This is a genomic window from Chitinophaga fulva, assembly GCF_012927205.1.
GTDB lineage: Bacteria > Bacteroidota > Bacteroidia > Chitinophagales > Chitinophagaceae > Chitinophaga > Chitinophaga fulva.
In genome coordinates, this window is sequence record NZ_JABBGC010000001.1 from 2,748,041 (window position 1) to 2,761,218 (window position 13,178).

The window sequence follows — 13,178 nt, forward strand, 5'->3', positions numbered from 1 at the left end:
GTCAGAGCTACCCCCCGGAAGCTTTGCCGGCCATTGCTGTTTTACAGCCGGCAGCTGCTGCCGGTCAGTGCTTTTTCGGTGCTGATAGCACGGGGAAAGAGAATGTTATTTTCCAGATGAATGTGTTGATGCAGGTCGTCCTGAAATTCTTTCAGCAGGGCATAGGTGACGCGATAGGTGTTGCAGGCATCTTCCGGTGGCGTGAAGTTGTTGCTGAGGTCCGCCATTCTGCGGAACCGGTCCCCTTCATGATCGTGTTCTTCCATCATGGCGCTGATTGGTTTTTCAACGGCGCTAATGCCGTGTTCTTCCAGGAATTCGCCTGCGGCCTGTTTCCGGGCAATTTCCCGGATACGGGGAAACAGGATCAGCTCTTCTTTGTTGAGATGGTTGGACAGTTCGGCGGAGCTGGCAGTGAAGAGGGCAGCTATCTGCCATAGTTCCTGGTGCGGCTCGCCATGTACCTGGCAAACCTTACGCAGGTACTGTTGCAGTACCGGTATTTTTTCCCGTACATATCCGTGGTGTTTGCGAACGATATGATCTGCCAGTTGATCTAACGGCATGGTATTAAAATTCTGCAACGTGCAGGCTGGTACCGCTGATATCTCTTCCAGTGCGTGGAGGATGGGCGTGATATCCAGTTTTTTCTCCCGGCAAACGTCACCGATTGGTTTGTTGCCTTTGCAGCAGAAGTCGATGCCATGCTGGCGGAACACGTCGGCAGTGCGGTAGTCGGCGGCTACCAGTTGTCCAACGATGGTGTTTTCATTGATTTCCATCTTAAAGCTGTTTTATAGGTATACAGGCCGGCATTCGCTAACGCAGTGGTGGCTGGCCCTGATAATATTCGATTTTGGAGAGGAACATCTGCGCCATTTTTTCGCCGCGCCAGCAGGCTTCTTCCGCTTTGGCGCCTTCGAAAAGGTTGTTGACCGTTGCACGAAACAGCTGCACCCAACGGGTGAAATGGACACTGTTGACCGGCATGGTGGCATGCGGATGGAAAGGCGCGCCGTGATAGGTGTGACTGTCCAGCAGTATGGTATCCCAGAAACGGTACATTTTTTCCAGGTGCTCCGGCCAGCGGTCTTGTATGAGATTGTTGAAGATAGGTCCCAGCAGCTCGTCTTCACGGACTGTCCCGTAAAAACTGTCTACCATCAGTTGTATATCGGCGAGTGTTGAGATATCTCTCTTTGTTTCCATATAAATAAATACATTTTTATCCTTAATTGTGCGTCACGTTGACAACTGTTATAAGGATGCAGGACAAAAGTAAGTATTCTTCCTATAATAAAGGACTAAAATATCTTTTATTTATATAAAAATTACGGCGCCCGCTATGGACGCCGTTTTCAAGATATTATTGTTTCTTCAGCGCGTAATTGCCGGTAGCATCTTTTTCCAGGTTGTACCCTTTGTTTAGTTCCAGTTTCCAGCCCTGGCCGGTAACCAGTTGATCGGTAACGTTTTGAGGCAGGCCAACGATCACCTTGTCCCATTGAGCGCTCATGAGGGCGCCCTCTGTTACTGTAAGAATGCCCCAGGCATCAGATATGCGCATGGTAGGGTAAACGGTGCCATAGCCATCTATCGGTACTATATTACTGGGATTGAAAGAAATATTCATTTTTACAAACCGCAGTTCGGTATGTGCCTGTTTGATGAACAATTGCGTATAGGCGGCAATTTGTTCCTGTATTTTTTTCTCCCGCGCGGCTTCTTCCAGCGCCACGGCATCTCCGTTATATTCCCGTGCGTAGTTGGTGGCGGCAGTTTTTACATCAGCAGGTATGGATAACTTAAACGCCTGCACGATTAGTGGCGTCAGGTTTGACTGGCTGTTCAGCTGCCGGTTCCATCCCGGCTTTGCCTGTGACAGCATATAGCCGTACATGGGAATGGTCTGATACGCAAACGACCGTACGAAAGTAGGGTAGTAGTGCAGGAAGTCGTACAGATTTTTATCGAAATGCTTGAGGGCCGCCGCTTTATCACGGTTACAAACCATCATGCCTGTGTATTCCGCAATACCTTCGTTGAGCTCGAGCGCATTTTCCGTGGTATCTGCACCGGGATACAACTCATAACGGTAATGGCGGAACGTCATGGCATGCAACAAATGCTGCTGCCTTACCTCCGGGGAAGTGGCTGCCAGCGCTTGTTGCAATGCTGCCAGTTCCAGCCGCAGATAAATACGGCCATCTTTTTTGTCGAGATGGTTGTTGGTCGGGTCGCTAAGCTTGAAGTGCAGCGTGGGCTGTGAGCGATGAAACAGCTCATGGGCGATGAGGTTGATCCGCTCATCTTTGTCTGCCGGCAACGGCAACTGCACCATGGCCCAGCTGCGGCCTTCCCAATACAGCGACGTGTTGGCCGTATTGATTTTGGAAGGCAGTTTACCGGTGTAGATAGTGCCCTGTTTTTGCAGTTTACCGGAACTGTCGGGCATATTGGCGTACACTTCCCGGGTGGCCGGATTTACGAGCAACATCGGCCCGTAGAGGTCTATGCCCCAGAGGCGTTGTTGTTTTTTGGTAGCGGCGGCAGCTTCCTGGAAGGTGCGCTGTGCCTGCGTGGCAGTAGTATCGGATTGCTGGCATAAGGCATCGCCGGCGGCGGAACCTAACAGCAGGCCGGCTAAGAGGAAAGTTTTCATGTTTCGTTTGTTAAATAAATGAGGACGGTTGCAGGTATATAAAAGAAAGGAGAAAATTATGAGGTGTAATTTACATTAAAACAATGATAAGATGAACTGCGGGATTGTTAGTACCCGCAGTCTGGAAATGTTTGAAAATCAATTAGTGGAGATAGCCACCTTTTTGCAGGATATCTGCCCATACGGCATAACCTTCCGGCTTGAGGTGAAGCCCGTCCATCGTGAGTTCTGCCCGTAGGTGGTTCTCAGCGTCCAGAAAATGCGGATAAAGATCGATGATGGTGACGTGACTGCCTTTCAGTTGCCTGATCTGGTCATTCAGCCAAAGAATGTGTTCATCCTTGCCATAGTGGTTTTTGAATTTGTTGAAAGACGCATTGACCGGCAGCAACGTATAAAAATAGAGCTGTGTTTTCTTTGAACCTTTACGGACACGGCTGATGATGGTTTTATAGTTGCGGAGGATCACGCTGTCGGGGATATTCCGGGAAACATCATTGATGCCGATGAGGACGAATATTTTGGCAGGCTTGCCGGCAATTACTTCGTTGAGCCGTTCCAGTACGCCGAAGGTGATATCCCCTGAAATGCCTCTGTTGACCGCATTAGGGAGTGACAGTAGTTTGGCCCAGTCGGTGCCGGCGGTGATGCTGTTGCCCAGGAATACGAAATTTTTCCGGGTGATTTTTTCGGTATTGAATTTCGCCACCAGCTCTTTGTATTTTCCGGGGCGATGGGTGCTGTCCCACGCTGGCGCCTGTGCCTGTAAGTTACAGGTATAAAGGGCGATACCCAGAAAGGCGGAGCAGAGCCAGGTGACGGCCACTAGTGTTAAAAAGCCTGTTTTCATAACGGAGTCTTTATTTTATCTGGACGGTGAAGACCATCCGGTAAAAATAAAAAACCGCGTTATAAAATGTATGTGTTTATCAAGGGAGCAGGCCTGAATTTTTGCTGATATAGGTATCCAGCTGTCCCTGATCAATGGCTTCCGCGAGTTTTTCGAGCCCTTTGCTCTTTTTTACAGCGATGCCCTTGCGGTAAACTTTAACGATGGCGGCCAGGCCGGCTTTGGTAGGTTCGAGTGCTTCTTTGTACGACTGCTGGCGGATGCAATAGCTAGCATAGTTAGCCATATATACGGGTAACAGCATTGGGTTGTCTTCCATCAGTTTGATATGGGGCTTGTTAAACACGATGGTCACATTAGGAGAACCGGTAAGCCACCTGGTAACGAAAATATTGGTAGCCCGCCGGACATCCACCTGTTTGTCGAGGTCTGTTTCCACGAGCCAATCGGCTGCGGCCACCATGGTCTGCTCATATTTGGCGTAGTCTTCTTTTACCTTCAGCCCGTTTTCATCGGGGAAGGAAGGCCGGTACTGGGCTTGCACAGCGGCGAACCCCAGTAATACGATGATCAGTGTGAGGATGGTCTGTTTCATAACATCAGTTTCGCAGATTCTTGATGACAGCCAGTTGTTCTTCGAGGTATTGCAGGGAAAGTCCGAAAGAGTGCATCCATTGTTGGCGCAGTTTTTCCCAGTGGGGGAAATGCTGGCTGGTATGATCGGTGCCGTTGATCGCATCCAGATAGAGGGAGGCTTCCATGGCGGCTTGCTGATCGAAATGAAGCTCGGGTCTTTTCAGGTAATAATGCAGGTATTTGTCGAGGTACGTTACACTTTTGCTGCTGTTGAAGCTGGCCAGTACCAGGGTGTACATGCTGCCTACACAACTCAGTTCACTCTTCAGGAAATGGGTGCCGATCATATCTTCCATATCGGTGTATTGATTCACCGCGGCAAAATAAGCACCTACTTTCCTTGTCTGCCAATTTGCATCACCCAGTAATAAAGTTGTCAAGTCATGTGTAATCAATGATTTAACCTGGTAGAAAGGTTCTATCCATTCATCATTCCCGGAGCCGACATTCATGTAGTAGGGTTTCACCCATTGCTGGAGGATGGAAGCGGGCAACTCAAAGCCATTTTCGTGTGAAGTCAGGCTGGCAAAGGGTGACAGGTGTCTGATAATAGCTCCGGCCGCGTGCAGGTCGGTCACTTTCTGCAAGTCATTCATGGTATAGGATAGCTTAATTGGGGGTAATTTACACGGAATGAACTAAAATAACAAATGGCAACATGACGCTATTTTCCATAAATTCACGGATACCCCTATACGATATATAGAGAAAGAATCTATTGTGATAGAATCAGCCTGGGCCCGGGACATATATTGGGCCAATAAGCTCGCTTCCTGGATATTGTTACTGGTGCCAATTGTAGTGGTATCGGTGTTTTCCATATTTGATAATGCCGGAGATGATTTGCTGCCCGCACCGGCTGTTAAGGCCGGTTTGTCTGTTGACCGCCCCAAATTGTCCACACGTCAAATATCTTTTATCATGGCCCCGTCAGCCGGTAGGTTTGTGTAAAATTGATATTTATGCAAACCTCATCCCGACAAACTTACCTGGACTGGCTGCGGATCATTGCCATAGCCGCGGTGCTGTTTTTCCATTCCGCTATGCCTTATGTGGCCTACTGGGAATGGCATATCAAAAACAACGCTACCAGCCATGTGCTGCTGGAAATGAATGATTTTCTCCATCGGTTCCGGATGCCGCTGCTGTTTTTTATCTCCGGGACGGTAAGTTATTATATGCTGCAAAGCCGGAGTGGAAGTGGCTTTCTGGGCTTGCGTTTCCGCCGGTTGTTTGTACCGTTGCTGCTGGGGATGCTGGTGATAGTACCACCGCAGGTATACCTGGAGCGGGTTACACAGGGCTATCACGGCAATTTCTGGCATTTTTATGCAGAGATGTTCCGTACCGGCGCTTATCCCAAAGGTAATATCAGCTGGCATCATCTCTGGTTTATCTGTTATCTGCTGGTGTATGATATATTGTGTGCGCCTTTATTTGTATGGTGGTCATCTCCCGCAGGGAAAAAATGGCTGCAAAAATTCAATGTATTGGCATCCGGTAAATGGATATACCTGTTGATGGCGCCCAGTGTGATTGCTCACGCTTACCTTGCCCGTATGTATGGACAGACCAATGACGTGATCCATGATTATGCCTATTTCCCTTATTGGCTGCTGTATCTGGTGGCGGGTTTCGTTTGTATCGCCAATCCCTTGCTGATGGACAGCCTGGAGCGGAACCGCCGCAGTTCTTTTGCCATGGCTTTTGTTAGTATCATCATTATCAATTATTTCCGGTGGAACAGCCTGGAGCCGGCGCACGGCTGGCAGGGATGGGCTGGCTGGAGTTATACCGCACTGGCAGTTGTCAGCGCCTGGATGTGGGTGTTTACCGCTGTAGGGTATGGCAAACGGTACCTGAACCGGAAAAGCAGGGTGCTGGGTTATGCCAACGAGGCGGTGTATCCGTTTTACATTCTGCATCAGACGGTGATCGTGATATTGACCTATTACCTGGCCAATTTAAAGGAGGATATCGGGCTGAAATATATTTTTACCGTAGTGCTTACTTTCATGATAAGTATGAGTATCTTTCATTTGTTTATCCGGCCTTATGCGCCCATGCGCTTTCTGTTCGGGATGAAGCCGGCCGCACGCCGGCAGCCCAAAACAGAGACGGTGGATAATTCTTCTTTACAACCACAGACAGTACCTGCGACATGAAGTTTTTCATGAAATATATATTCCCCGCGTTATATGGGCTACTGGCGTATTTTACGATCCGCCTGCTGACAGACAGCGTGACAGGCATGGAGTTCTGGCAGCGGTCCTGGATACTGAACGGGATAGAAATGGGCTTCTGCATAGCCATGGGGTATGTGTTCATCCGGGCCTGTAACCGGTTGATTGCCTACTACGACCGGCAATGGCAGGACCATTTTTCCACCGGACGGATCGGGAAGGAGTTACTGGGCGTGTTCCTGCTCAACCTGGTGGTGCAGAACCTCTTCATGACACCGGTGGTAGCGTTGACAGATAATGGGCTCCAGTGGTTCGATCTGGCGGACATCAACACCATTCCCCTGTTTTATGCCCTGATTTATTACGGGGTAAAAAGGAGTAGTGCTTACTTGCAGGCGTACATTCAAAACAAGTTGCAGCTGGAAAAAATCACCAACGATAAACTGGAAACAGAATTAAAATTCCTGCGGGCCCAGTACCATCCGCACTTCCTGTTTAATGCGCTGAACACAATTTATTTTCAGATGGATGATGACGTGGTGGCCGCCAAAAAAACAGTGGAGCAGTTTGCAGACCTGCTGCGTTACCAGTTGTATGATCAGCAGGAGATGGTAGGCATCTGCCAGGAAATACAATATATACAGCGGTTTATCGACTTGCAGAAAATACGTTCCTCGCCCCGTTTACGGCTACAGTTACACTTTGATGAGCAGTTGCAGGATGAAAAAGTATATCCGTTACTGTTTCTTCCGCTGGTGGAAAATGCGTTTAAATACATTGGCGGTGAATACCTGTTGCAGCTGGAGTTGCGTAAGCAGGACGGCGATATTTATTTTTACATACATAATTCCATTCCTGCCGTGGCGCCGGAGATCAACGGATTGCCGATTGAACGGGAAAAAGGAATTGGGCTGGAGAACCTGCAACGGCGGCTGGAGCTGCTGTATCCGGACAGGCACCATTTTTCAGCGGGGATAAAAGAACAGGAATTTGTTGCTGAATTAAAACTTACTTTACAGACATGAACCCGGTAACTATACGATGTGTGATCACGGATGATGAACCGCTTGCCGCTAAAGGCATCATGGGATATGCCGAGCGGACCGGCTTCCTGGAGGTGGTGGCGGTTTGTGAAGATGCGGTGCAGTTAAACACCGTGTTAAAACAACAACCGGTAGACCTGCTGCTGCTGGATATTGAAATGCCTTACATTTCCGGTATTGAGTTTTTGAAGAATTATCCGCAGCCACCGAAAGTGATTTTTACCACCGCCTATGAACGCTATGCCATGCAGGGTTTTGAGCTGGACGTACTGGACTATCTGCTGAAGCCTATCTCTTTTGAGCGCTTTCTGAAAGCGGCCAACAAAGCCTATGATTATTTCGCAGCGCAGCAGACAAGCGTGTCTCCTTATTTTTTTATCCGGTCAGATAAAAAACTGGAGAAGGTGTCATACCAGGACATTTTGTTTGTAGAAGCACTGGAAAACTACGTGGCCGTATACACGACGGACAGAAAAATTCTGACCCATGCCACCCTGAAATCAGTGGTGGAGATGCTGCCGGCACAGCAGTTCATACAACCGCATAAATCGTATGTTGTCAACATACAACATATCGGGGCCATCGAAGGAAATATTCTGCATGTAGCATCTTTCCAGGTGCCCATCAGTAAATACCAGAAAGAAGAGGTGCTGGAGAAAATCGTCAATAACCGCCTGCTCCGGAAATAAACCCGAGGGATGACAGACCTTGCTACAACTGGCACTGCAATTGAGGCTTTTCCCTAAAACGATGATCATGAAAAAACTTTGTATCCCTGTACTGGCGATAGCGCTGATGGCTTGCGGCCAACAGCATCAGCCGGAACAGGAGGGAAGTCATGACAGTACCGTTGCCACTCATGAAAAAAACGAACCGATGGATGAGCGGAGTTTTCTGGCCCGTATGGCAGCGTCTGATCTAAAAGAGATCAAGCTGGGTGAACTGGCCATGCAGAAAGCTAAAGATGACCGGGTGAAAAAGTTTGGTGCCGACATAGTGAAGGAACGTACCGCTTCCACCTTGCAGCTACAGGAGATTGCCCGTCAGGCAGGGATGACGCTGGCGCCGGAACTGTCCCGGGATGATCAGGATGAAATAGGGCTGTTGAGCAGCCGCGAGGATATGGACCGGGCTTATATTAAACGGATGGTGCATGAACAGAAACGGACTTCCGAAAGGTTGTCACAATACACCAACACAAAAGATACGGCCATCAGTTCTTATGTCAGGAAAACGTTGCCGATCGTAAATGCGCGTTATGATGAGGCGAATAAAATTCTCGAAGATATGCGCAAACAGATGAATAACCGGGATATTTCCCATGATTGACGGAAGAGATGGTTAGGAATGCTCTGTATCGGATAATCATCGGGTTTTTGAATCCGGTGAATGAGATTATTTAATTTTTGTACCGAGATAACTTCTGCCTTCTGCCAGATGATTGATAGCATCTGCCATCCGTTGAATTCTGGCATCGGGCACACTCACATCCATCAGCCATTGCAGGCATTTTTCCTGTTCAGCAGTCGGCATTGCCTGGAAGTTGCGCAACGCGGCAGGCTCGTCGCGCAGGCATTCCATAAAATCGTTGGGGATGATTTCTTTGGTTTGCTGTCCGGTGGGATAGAGTATCAATCTGACCCGGTCGCCGGCTTCTTTCTTTATTTGTTTGCGGATAGCGGCTTTTACGGGTAGCATCATAATACCTTTTTTGAAAGGCATCAGGTTGCAGGGAGGTAGTTCATACTCATCAATGAAGCCGCGTACTTTACGCATACCAAAGTAGCCCTGTTGGCCTTTAGGCATGTCGGGAAGGCGGATGAAAGTCCATCCGCCTTTGCCGTCGAAGCGTTCGAGTAACAGTTCCTGGTCAATCAGTGGTGTGTCCATAGCTGATAATGACCGGCAAGATAGCTAAATTTTATTGCAGGAAGTCAAGAACGATACGGTTGAAATCTTCTGTCAGCTCCACATTGGGCAGGTGTACGGTGGGGAGCATGATCAGTTGTGCATCCGGAATGGTTTCAGCCAGGTATTCGCTGTGTGCCGGCAGGGCTACCGTATCATATTTACCGCCAATGACCAGCGTGGGGTGCGTGATCAGCACTGCTGTTCTCCTGTAGTCGGTGTCACGCACGGCGGCGAAAGAGCCTGCCAGTCCTGTAGGAGACATTGCCAGCACCATGTCGCGGAAAGGCTGTATTCTTGGATCTTTGGCGGCTATCATCTCTTCAGAGAACCAGTTGTGCATGAACATTTCTTCAAACGCTTGCATATCGGCAGGTCCGCGCAGGTTCCGGATGTTGTTATTGAACCATTCCTGTGGACCAAGTTGGGCGAAGGTAGCGGTCAGTATCAGTTTGTTTATACGTTCCGGTGCATGAATAGCCAGATGTTGGCCGATAAAGCCGCCAAGGGACAGGCCCATGAAATGAACGCGGTCAATGTCGAGGTAGTCCAGCAGTTCGATAACGTCGAGGGACATACGATTCAGGGAATAGTCTCCGGCCGGTGAACCGGAAGCGCCGTTGCCTCTTGTATCGAAACGCAGTACCCTGAAATGCGGTGTGAAAGCTGCTATTTGCGCATCCCACATATGGTAATCCGTAGCGATGGAATTGGACAGTACGACTACTGGTTTATCTCCCTCTCCATCCAGCTGCCAGGCAATGCGTACCCCGTCGGCAGTCGTAAAATATTGTTGTTGGCCTGTGGTGATCGCTGTTGCTGTGATGTTATGGTTGTTCATGTTGATGTCGTTTTTTGTTTTATTGACAAGTCAAAATTAGGAAGGGCAGCACTGGTGGCGGAGGTATATACCCGGGTTTATTCTGTATATTTACAGGTATGGAAAAATTACTATACCGGCCGTTCGATTTACAGGTGTCAGCAGAGGAGCAGTGGGAGAAACGACCACTGGTATATCACTTTTTTGAGATCGTGCATATACTGGAAGGTAGCGGTTCCCGGGAGGTAAACAGGAACAAACTGACTTTTTCCCAGGGTGATACCTTCCTTTTTACGCCCCTGGATTGCAGGGGATTTCACAGCGAAACGCCCACCCGTTTCTGTTCGGTACGTTTCTCGGAGATATTTATCTCCCAATATAAACAGGCACAAGACCAGGAGCGTGCGCTCCGGTGGCTGAAACAACTGGAACATATTTTCTTTCAGCACAACCGTTTTCAGTGTATACAGATCACTGATCCGGGAGACCACCGTATCATCGGCCAGCTGATACACAGCATGATCGAAGAGCATGACCAGCAGAAAGAGCATTACCAGGAGAACATGCAGCATTTTATTTCACTGTTGCTCAACATACTGGCCCGTAACGTGGCCGACAGCAGCCGGGAAAGCGCCCGAAAGGAGACGGAAGAGCCGTTGATCAACAGAATGCTGGTACATATACATACCCATATAGGAGAACCGGATAAATTGAAAATGGATTTTCTGGCCACCAGCTTCCATCTTTCCACCAACTATGTGAGTGAATACTTCAAGAAGTTTACCGGCGTAGGGCTGCAACAGTATATCAGCCAGTACCGGATTAAGCTGGTAGAACAGCGGCTGCTCAACAGTGTGCTGACGATAGGGCAGATTGCCGACGAGTTCGGGTTTACCGATGAAAGTCATCTCAACAGGGTATTCAGAAAACACCACGGTGTTAGTCCCACGGTTTTCCGTAAACCGGCGGTGAAAGGGGCCGTTGCCTGATCATGGCTTGTGTATTTTATCTTTTTGCGCTACTTTAGCGGCTTCTTATCATCATTTGTTGGAACCAACCAGTATACATAACGCGACCATCCCGGCCCTGGTGGCCCAGGGGGACCAGACTGCATTTACGCAGCTGTTTCTCCGGTACCGCGATCTGGTGTACACCACCGCCTACCGTGTCACCGAATCAGCCATGGAAGCGGAGGAGATAGTACAGGATGTGTTTATGAAGATATGGACCATCCGGGAAGAGCTGCCAGCGATAGATAACCTTGAAGCCTATATTTTTACCATTGCCCGTAATTATACCTTTAATGCCCTGAAGCGGCTCCTGCGTGAGCGTGAGCGGACAGGCCTGTGGCCATCTGCCGACGGACAGCCAGCCATTTCACCCGAAGCGGCAGCCAATGCCCGGGAGTTTATGCAGGTATTGCAGCAGGCCATTGATCAGTTGCCTCCGCAGCAGAAGCAGGTGTACCTGCTTATCCGGGAAGAGGAGCTGACCAAGGCCGAGGTGGCTGCTAAAATGGGTATCTCCCCCCATACCGTGAAAAGTCATTTTGACGCTGCCGTCAGGGCCGTACGAGCTTATTGCGCGCCTTACCGCAAGCTCTCCGCTTTCTTTTTTCTCCTTTTCTGAAAATTTTTTTTCACGCCACTCACCAGTTGACCACTTTGCGGTTGTCTTTATAGATAAACCGACCAAAGACCTATGCACGAGCGGCTCCTGTACTTATTTGACCAATATTACCGCAAAACTATTTCTCCGGAGGAGAAAGAAGAGCTGTTTGCACTGATGGCCGATCCTTCCCTGGAAGAACCGCTGAAAACACTGATACTGGAGAGTTATAGCCGGGAAGAAAAGGACGTGATGCCGGCCGCTGCTTCCGATGCTGTGCTGCGGGCGATATTGGGTACGCCAACGACTGTACGCCGTTCCTTCCCTTTGCGGCGGATGATCGCCATCGCCGCAGCCGTGGCAGTATTGCTGACCATTGGTGCATGGTGGTTATGGCGCCCGCATCCCGCAGTACCGGTAATAGCCAAAAAATCAGCACCTGCCGTCAGGCCGGAAAAAGATACCGAAGTGGCCACGCTTACCCTGGCCGATGGCCGCCATATTCCGCTGGACAGCCTGATGAATGGTGAGGTGGCCACTGATGGCGGCGCCGACATCGCGTTTAAAGACGGGCAACTGTCGTATAACCGTGCCGGTAAGGAGGCTGATCCCAATGCGTTTAACGTTATCCATACCCCGCGCGGCAAACAGTTTCATGTAGTACTGGCCGACGGTACCCGTGTGTGGCTCAACGCTGCCACCACGCTGCGTTATCCCGCTATGTTTTCCGCAAAGGAACGGGTGGTGGAGGTGACCGGCGAAGCTTATTTTGAAGCAGCACAGCAGGCAACAGCACCCTTCCGGGTAGTAGTACCAGGACAAGCCACTATCCAGGTACTGGGCACGCATTTTAACGTAAACGCCTATCCGGAAGCGGGCAGTGTGAAAACCACCTTGTTGCACGGCGCCGTGAGGGTAGCTGCTACCGCCGCCCCGGACGCACCGGTGGTACTGTCGCCCGGACAGCAGGCCCGCGTGCGCGATGCCCGTAATATCGTCGTAGCAAAAGTAGATACGGACCATGTCATGGCATGGAAAAATGGCATTTTCAACTTCGAAGGCGTAGCCCTGAAAGAAGTAATGGACGAGCTCTCACGCTGGTACAATGTAGAAGTGGTATACGAAAAAGGAATACCTGACATCCATTTCTTCGGGGAACTGAGCCGCAGCTTACCATTGACAGACGTGGTAAAGGCGCTGGAAGATTCAAAAGTGCATATCAGGATGGAAGGCGCCGGCCGGATGGTGGTGCTGCCCTGATGCTTATATCAACAACCAGGATCTAATAAAGCAGGGAAAAGAAAGCCGGCAGTAGTGGAGTACTGCCGGCCGGAGATTCCGGCTGATCAGACATACTGTTTCAAAGAGTCATCATTTCTCAACCAAATCAATGCAATTTATGCAAAAAAATTACGATTGCAGCCGGGCCTGTGGACTGCCCCCAGGGCGGTTCAGAAGGCGACGGCCG

General features: G+C 49.6%; 15 protein-coding genes. 7 read left to right on the forward strand and 8 right to left on the reverse strand.

Annotation, left to right across the window (positions count from 1 at the left end; genetic code table 11):
* Positions 1–41 precede the first annotated feature (41 nt).
* The 6 genes from ric to HHL17_RS11440 form a co-directional block, all read right to left on the reverse strand.
* Entirely contained in the window at positions 42–782 is a 741-nt protein-coding gene (gene ric, locus HHL17_RS11415; protein WP_169224843.1) for an iron-sulfur cluster repair di-iron protein, read from the reverse strand.
* A gap of 37 nt (positions 783–819) precedes the next feature.
* Positions 820–1,209, reverse strand: a complete 390-nt coding sequence (locus HHL17_RS11420; RefSeq protein ID WP_169224844.1) for a group III truncated hemoglobin — start codon at positions 1,207–1,209, stop codon at positions 820–822.
* A gap of 157 nt (positions 1,210–1,366) precedes the next feature.
* A complete protein-coding gene (locus HHL17_RS11425) occupies positions 1,367–2,662 on the reverse strand; it encodes a hypothetical protein (RefSeq protein ID WP_169224845.1) in 1,296 nt (431 codons plus the stop codon).
* A 142-nt stretch (positions 2,663–2,804) separates the two neighbouring features.
* Positions 2,805–3,512 carry a GDSL-type esterase/lipase family protein gene (locus HHL17_RS11430; protein WP_169224846.1) on the reverse strand — a complete coding sequence of 236 codons (708 nt, stop codon included), beginning with the start codon at positions 3,510–3,512 and terminating at the stop codon, positions 2,805–2,807.
* Positions 3,513–3,591: 79 nt separating this feature from the next.
* Positions 3,592–4,107, reverse strand: a complete 516-nt coding sequence (locus HHL17_RS11435; RefSeq protein WP_169224847.1) for a hypothetical protein — start codon at positions 4,105–4,107, stop codon at positions 3,592–3,594.
* A 4-nt stretch (positions 4,108–4,111) separates the two neighbouring features.
* The gene (locus tag HHL17_RS11440) at positions 4,112–4,744 is read right to left on the reverse strand and encodes a DUF6000 family protein (protein ID WP_169224848.1); all 633 of its coding nucleotides are present in this window, start codon (positions 4,742–4,744) and stop codon (positions 4,112–4,114) included.
* 366 nt (positions 4,745–5,110) lie between these two features.
* Here HHL17_RS11440 and HHL17_RS11445 point away from each other — a divergent pair, with 366 nt between their 5' ends.
* The 4 genes from HHL17_RS11445 to HHL17_RS11460 all read left to right on the forward strand — a co-directional run bounded on the left by HHL17_RS11445 (position 5,111) and on the right by HHL17_RS11460 (position 8,703).
* Positions 5,111–6,313, forward strand: coding sequence for an acyltransferase family protein (locus tag HHL17_RS11445; RefSeq protein ID WP_169224849.1), 1,203 nt, complete (start codon positions 5,111–5,113; stop codon positions 6,311–6,313).
* Between the two features lie 8 nt (positions 6,314–6,321).
* Complete coding sequence (locus tag HHL17_RS11450; RefSeq protein ID WP_169224850.1) at positions 6,322–7,356, forward strand: sensor histidine kinase; 1,035 nt, start codon at positions 6,322–6,324, stop codon at positions 7,354–7,356.
* A complete protein-coding gene (locus HHL17_RS11455; protein WP_169224851.1) occupies positions 7,353–8,063 on the forward strand; it encodes a LytR/AlgR family response regulator transcription factor in 711 nt (236 codons plus the stop codon). Before HHL17_RS11450 ends, HHL17_RS11455 begins: the two co-directional genes overlap by 4 nt.
* Before the next feature lie 67 nt (positions 8,064–8,130).
* The gene (locus HHL17_RS11460; protein ID WP_169224852.1) at positions 8,131–8,703 is read left to right on the forward strand and encodes a DUF4142 domain-containing protein; all 573 of its coding nucleotides are present in this window, start codon (positions 8,131–8,133) and stop codon (positions 8,701–8,703) included.
* Between the two features lie 66 nt (positions 8,704–8,769).
* Here the strand turns inward: HHL17_RS11460 and HHL17_RS11465 are convergent, their stop codons facing one another.
* Positions 8,770–9,264 (reverse strand): YdeI/OmpD-associated family protein, encoded by a 495-nt coding sequence (locus HHL17_RS11465; RefSeq protein WP_169224853.1) that lies wholly within the window; start codon positions 9,262–9,264, stop codon positions 8,770–8,772.
* Positions 9,265–9,295: 31 nt separating this feature from the next.
* Positions 9,296–10,123: an alpha/beta fold hydrolase gene (locus HHL17_RS11470; protein ID WP_169224854.1), complete on the reverse strand. Its 828-nt coding sequence runs from the start codon at positions 10,121–10,123 to the stop codon at positions 9,296–9,298.
* Positions 10,124–10,221: 98 nt separating this feature from the next.
* On the opposite strand from HHL17_RS11470, the gene HHL17_RS11475 reads away from it, so the two are divergent.
* From HHL17_RS11475 to HHL17_RS11485, 3 genes are all read left to right on the forward strand, one after another.
* Positions 10,222–11,091 carry a helix-turn-helix domain-containing protein gene (locus HHL17_RS11475; RefSeq protein WP_169224855.1) on the forward strand — a complete coding sequence of 290 codons (870 nt, stop codon included), beginning with the start codon at positions 10,222–10,224 and terminating at the stop codon, positions 11,089–11,091.
* A gap of 58 nt (positions 11,092–11,149) precedes the next feature.
* The gene (locus HHL17_RS11480; RefSeq protein ID WP_169224856.1) at positions 11,150–11,731 is read left to right on the forward strand and encodes an RNA polymerase sigma factor; all 582 of its coding nucleotides are present in this window, start codon (positions 11,150–11,152) and stop codon (positions 11,729–11,731) included.
* A gap of 72 nt (positions 11,732–11,803) precedes the next feature.
* Positions 11,804–12,970, forward strand: coding sequence for a FecR family protein (locus HHL17_RS11485; RefSeq protein ID WP_169224857.1), 1,167 nt, complete (start codon positions 11,804–11,806; stop codon positions 12,968–12,970).
* The last annotated feature ends 208 nt before the right edge of the window (positions 12,971–13,178 follow it).

Bases quoted from the DNA above. Each gene is read 5' to 3' on its own strand.
- ric (WP_169224843.1), bottom strand. From the start codon at position 782: ATGGAAATCAATGAAAACACCATCGTTGGACAACTGGTAGCCGCCGAC.
- HHL17_RS11420 (WP_169224844.1), bottom strand. From the start codon at position 1,209: ATGGAAACAAAGAGAGATATCTCAACACTCGCCGATATACAACTGATG.
- HHL17_RS11425 (WP_169224845.1), bottom strand. From the start codon at position 2,662: ATGAAAACTTTCCTCTTAGCCGGCCTGCTGTTAGGTTCCGCCGCCGGC.
- HHL17_RS11430 (WP_169224846.1), bottom strand. From the start codon at position 3,512: ATGAAAACAGGCTTTTTAACACTAGTGGCCGTCACCTGGCTCTGCTCC.
- HHL17_RS11435 (WP_169224847.1), bottom strand. From the start codon at position 4,107: ATGAAACAGACCATCCTCACACTGATCATCGTATTACTGGGGTTCGCC.
- HHL17_RS11440 (WP_169224848.1), bottom strand. From the start codon at position 4,744: ATGAATGACTTGCAGAAAGTGACCGACCTGCACGCGGCCGGAGCTATT.
- HHL17_RS11445 (WP_169224849.1), top strand. From the start codon at position 5,111: ATGCAAACCTCATCCCGACAAACTTACCTGGACTGGCTGCGGATCATT.
- HHL17_RS11450 (WP_169224850.1), top strand. From the start codon at position 6,322: ATGAAATATATATTCCCCGCGTTATATGGGCTACTGGCGTATTTTACG.
- HHL17_RS11455 (WP_169224851.1), top strand. From the start codon at position 7,353: ATGAACCCGGTAACTATACGATGTGTGATCACGGATGATGAACCGCTT.
- HHL17_RS11460 (WP_169224852.1), top strand. From the start codon at position 8,131: ATGAAAAAACTTTGTATCCCTGTACTGGCGATAGCGCTGATGGCTTGC.
- HHL17_RS11465 (WP_169224853.1), bottom strand. From the start codon at position 9,264: ATGGACACACCACTGATTGACCAGGAACTGTTACTCGAACGCTTCGAC.
- HHL17_RS11470 (WP_169224854.1), bottom strand. From the start codon at position 10,123: ATGAACAACCATAACATCACAGCAACAGCGATCACCACAGGCCAACAA.
- HHL17_RS11475 (WP_169224855.1), top strand. From the start codon at position 10,222: ATGGAAAAATTACTATACCGGCCGTTCGATTTACAGGTGTCAGCAGAG.
- HHL17_RS11485 (WP_169224857.1), top strand. From the start codon at position 11,804: ATGCACGAGCGGCTCCTGTACTTATTTGACCAATATTACCGCAAAACT.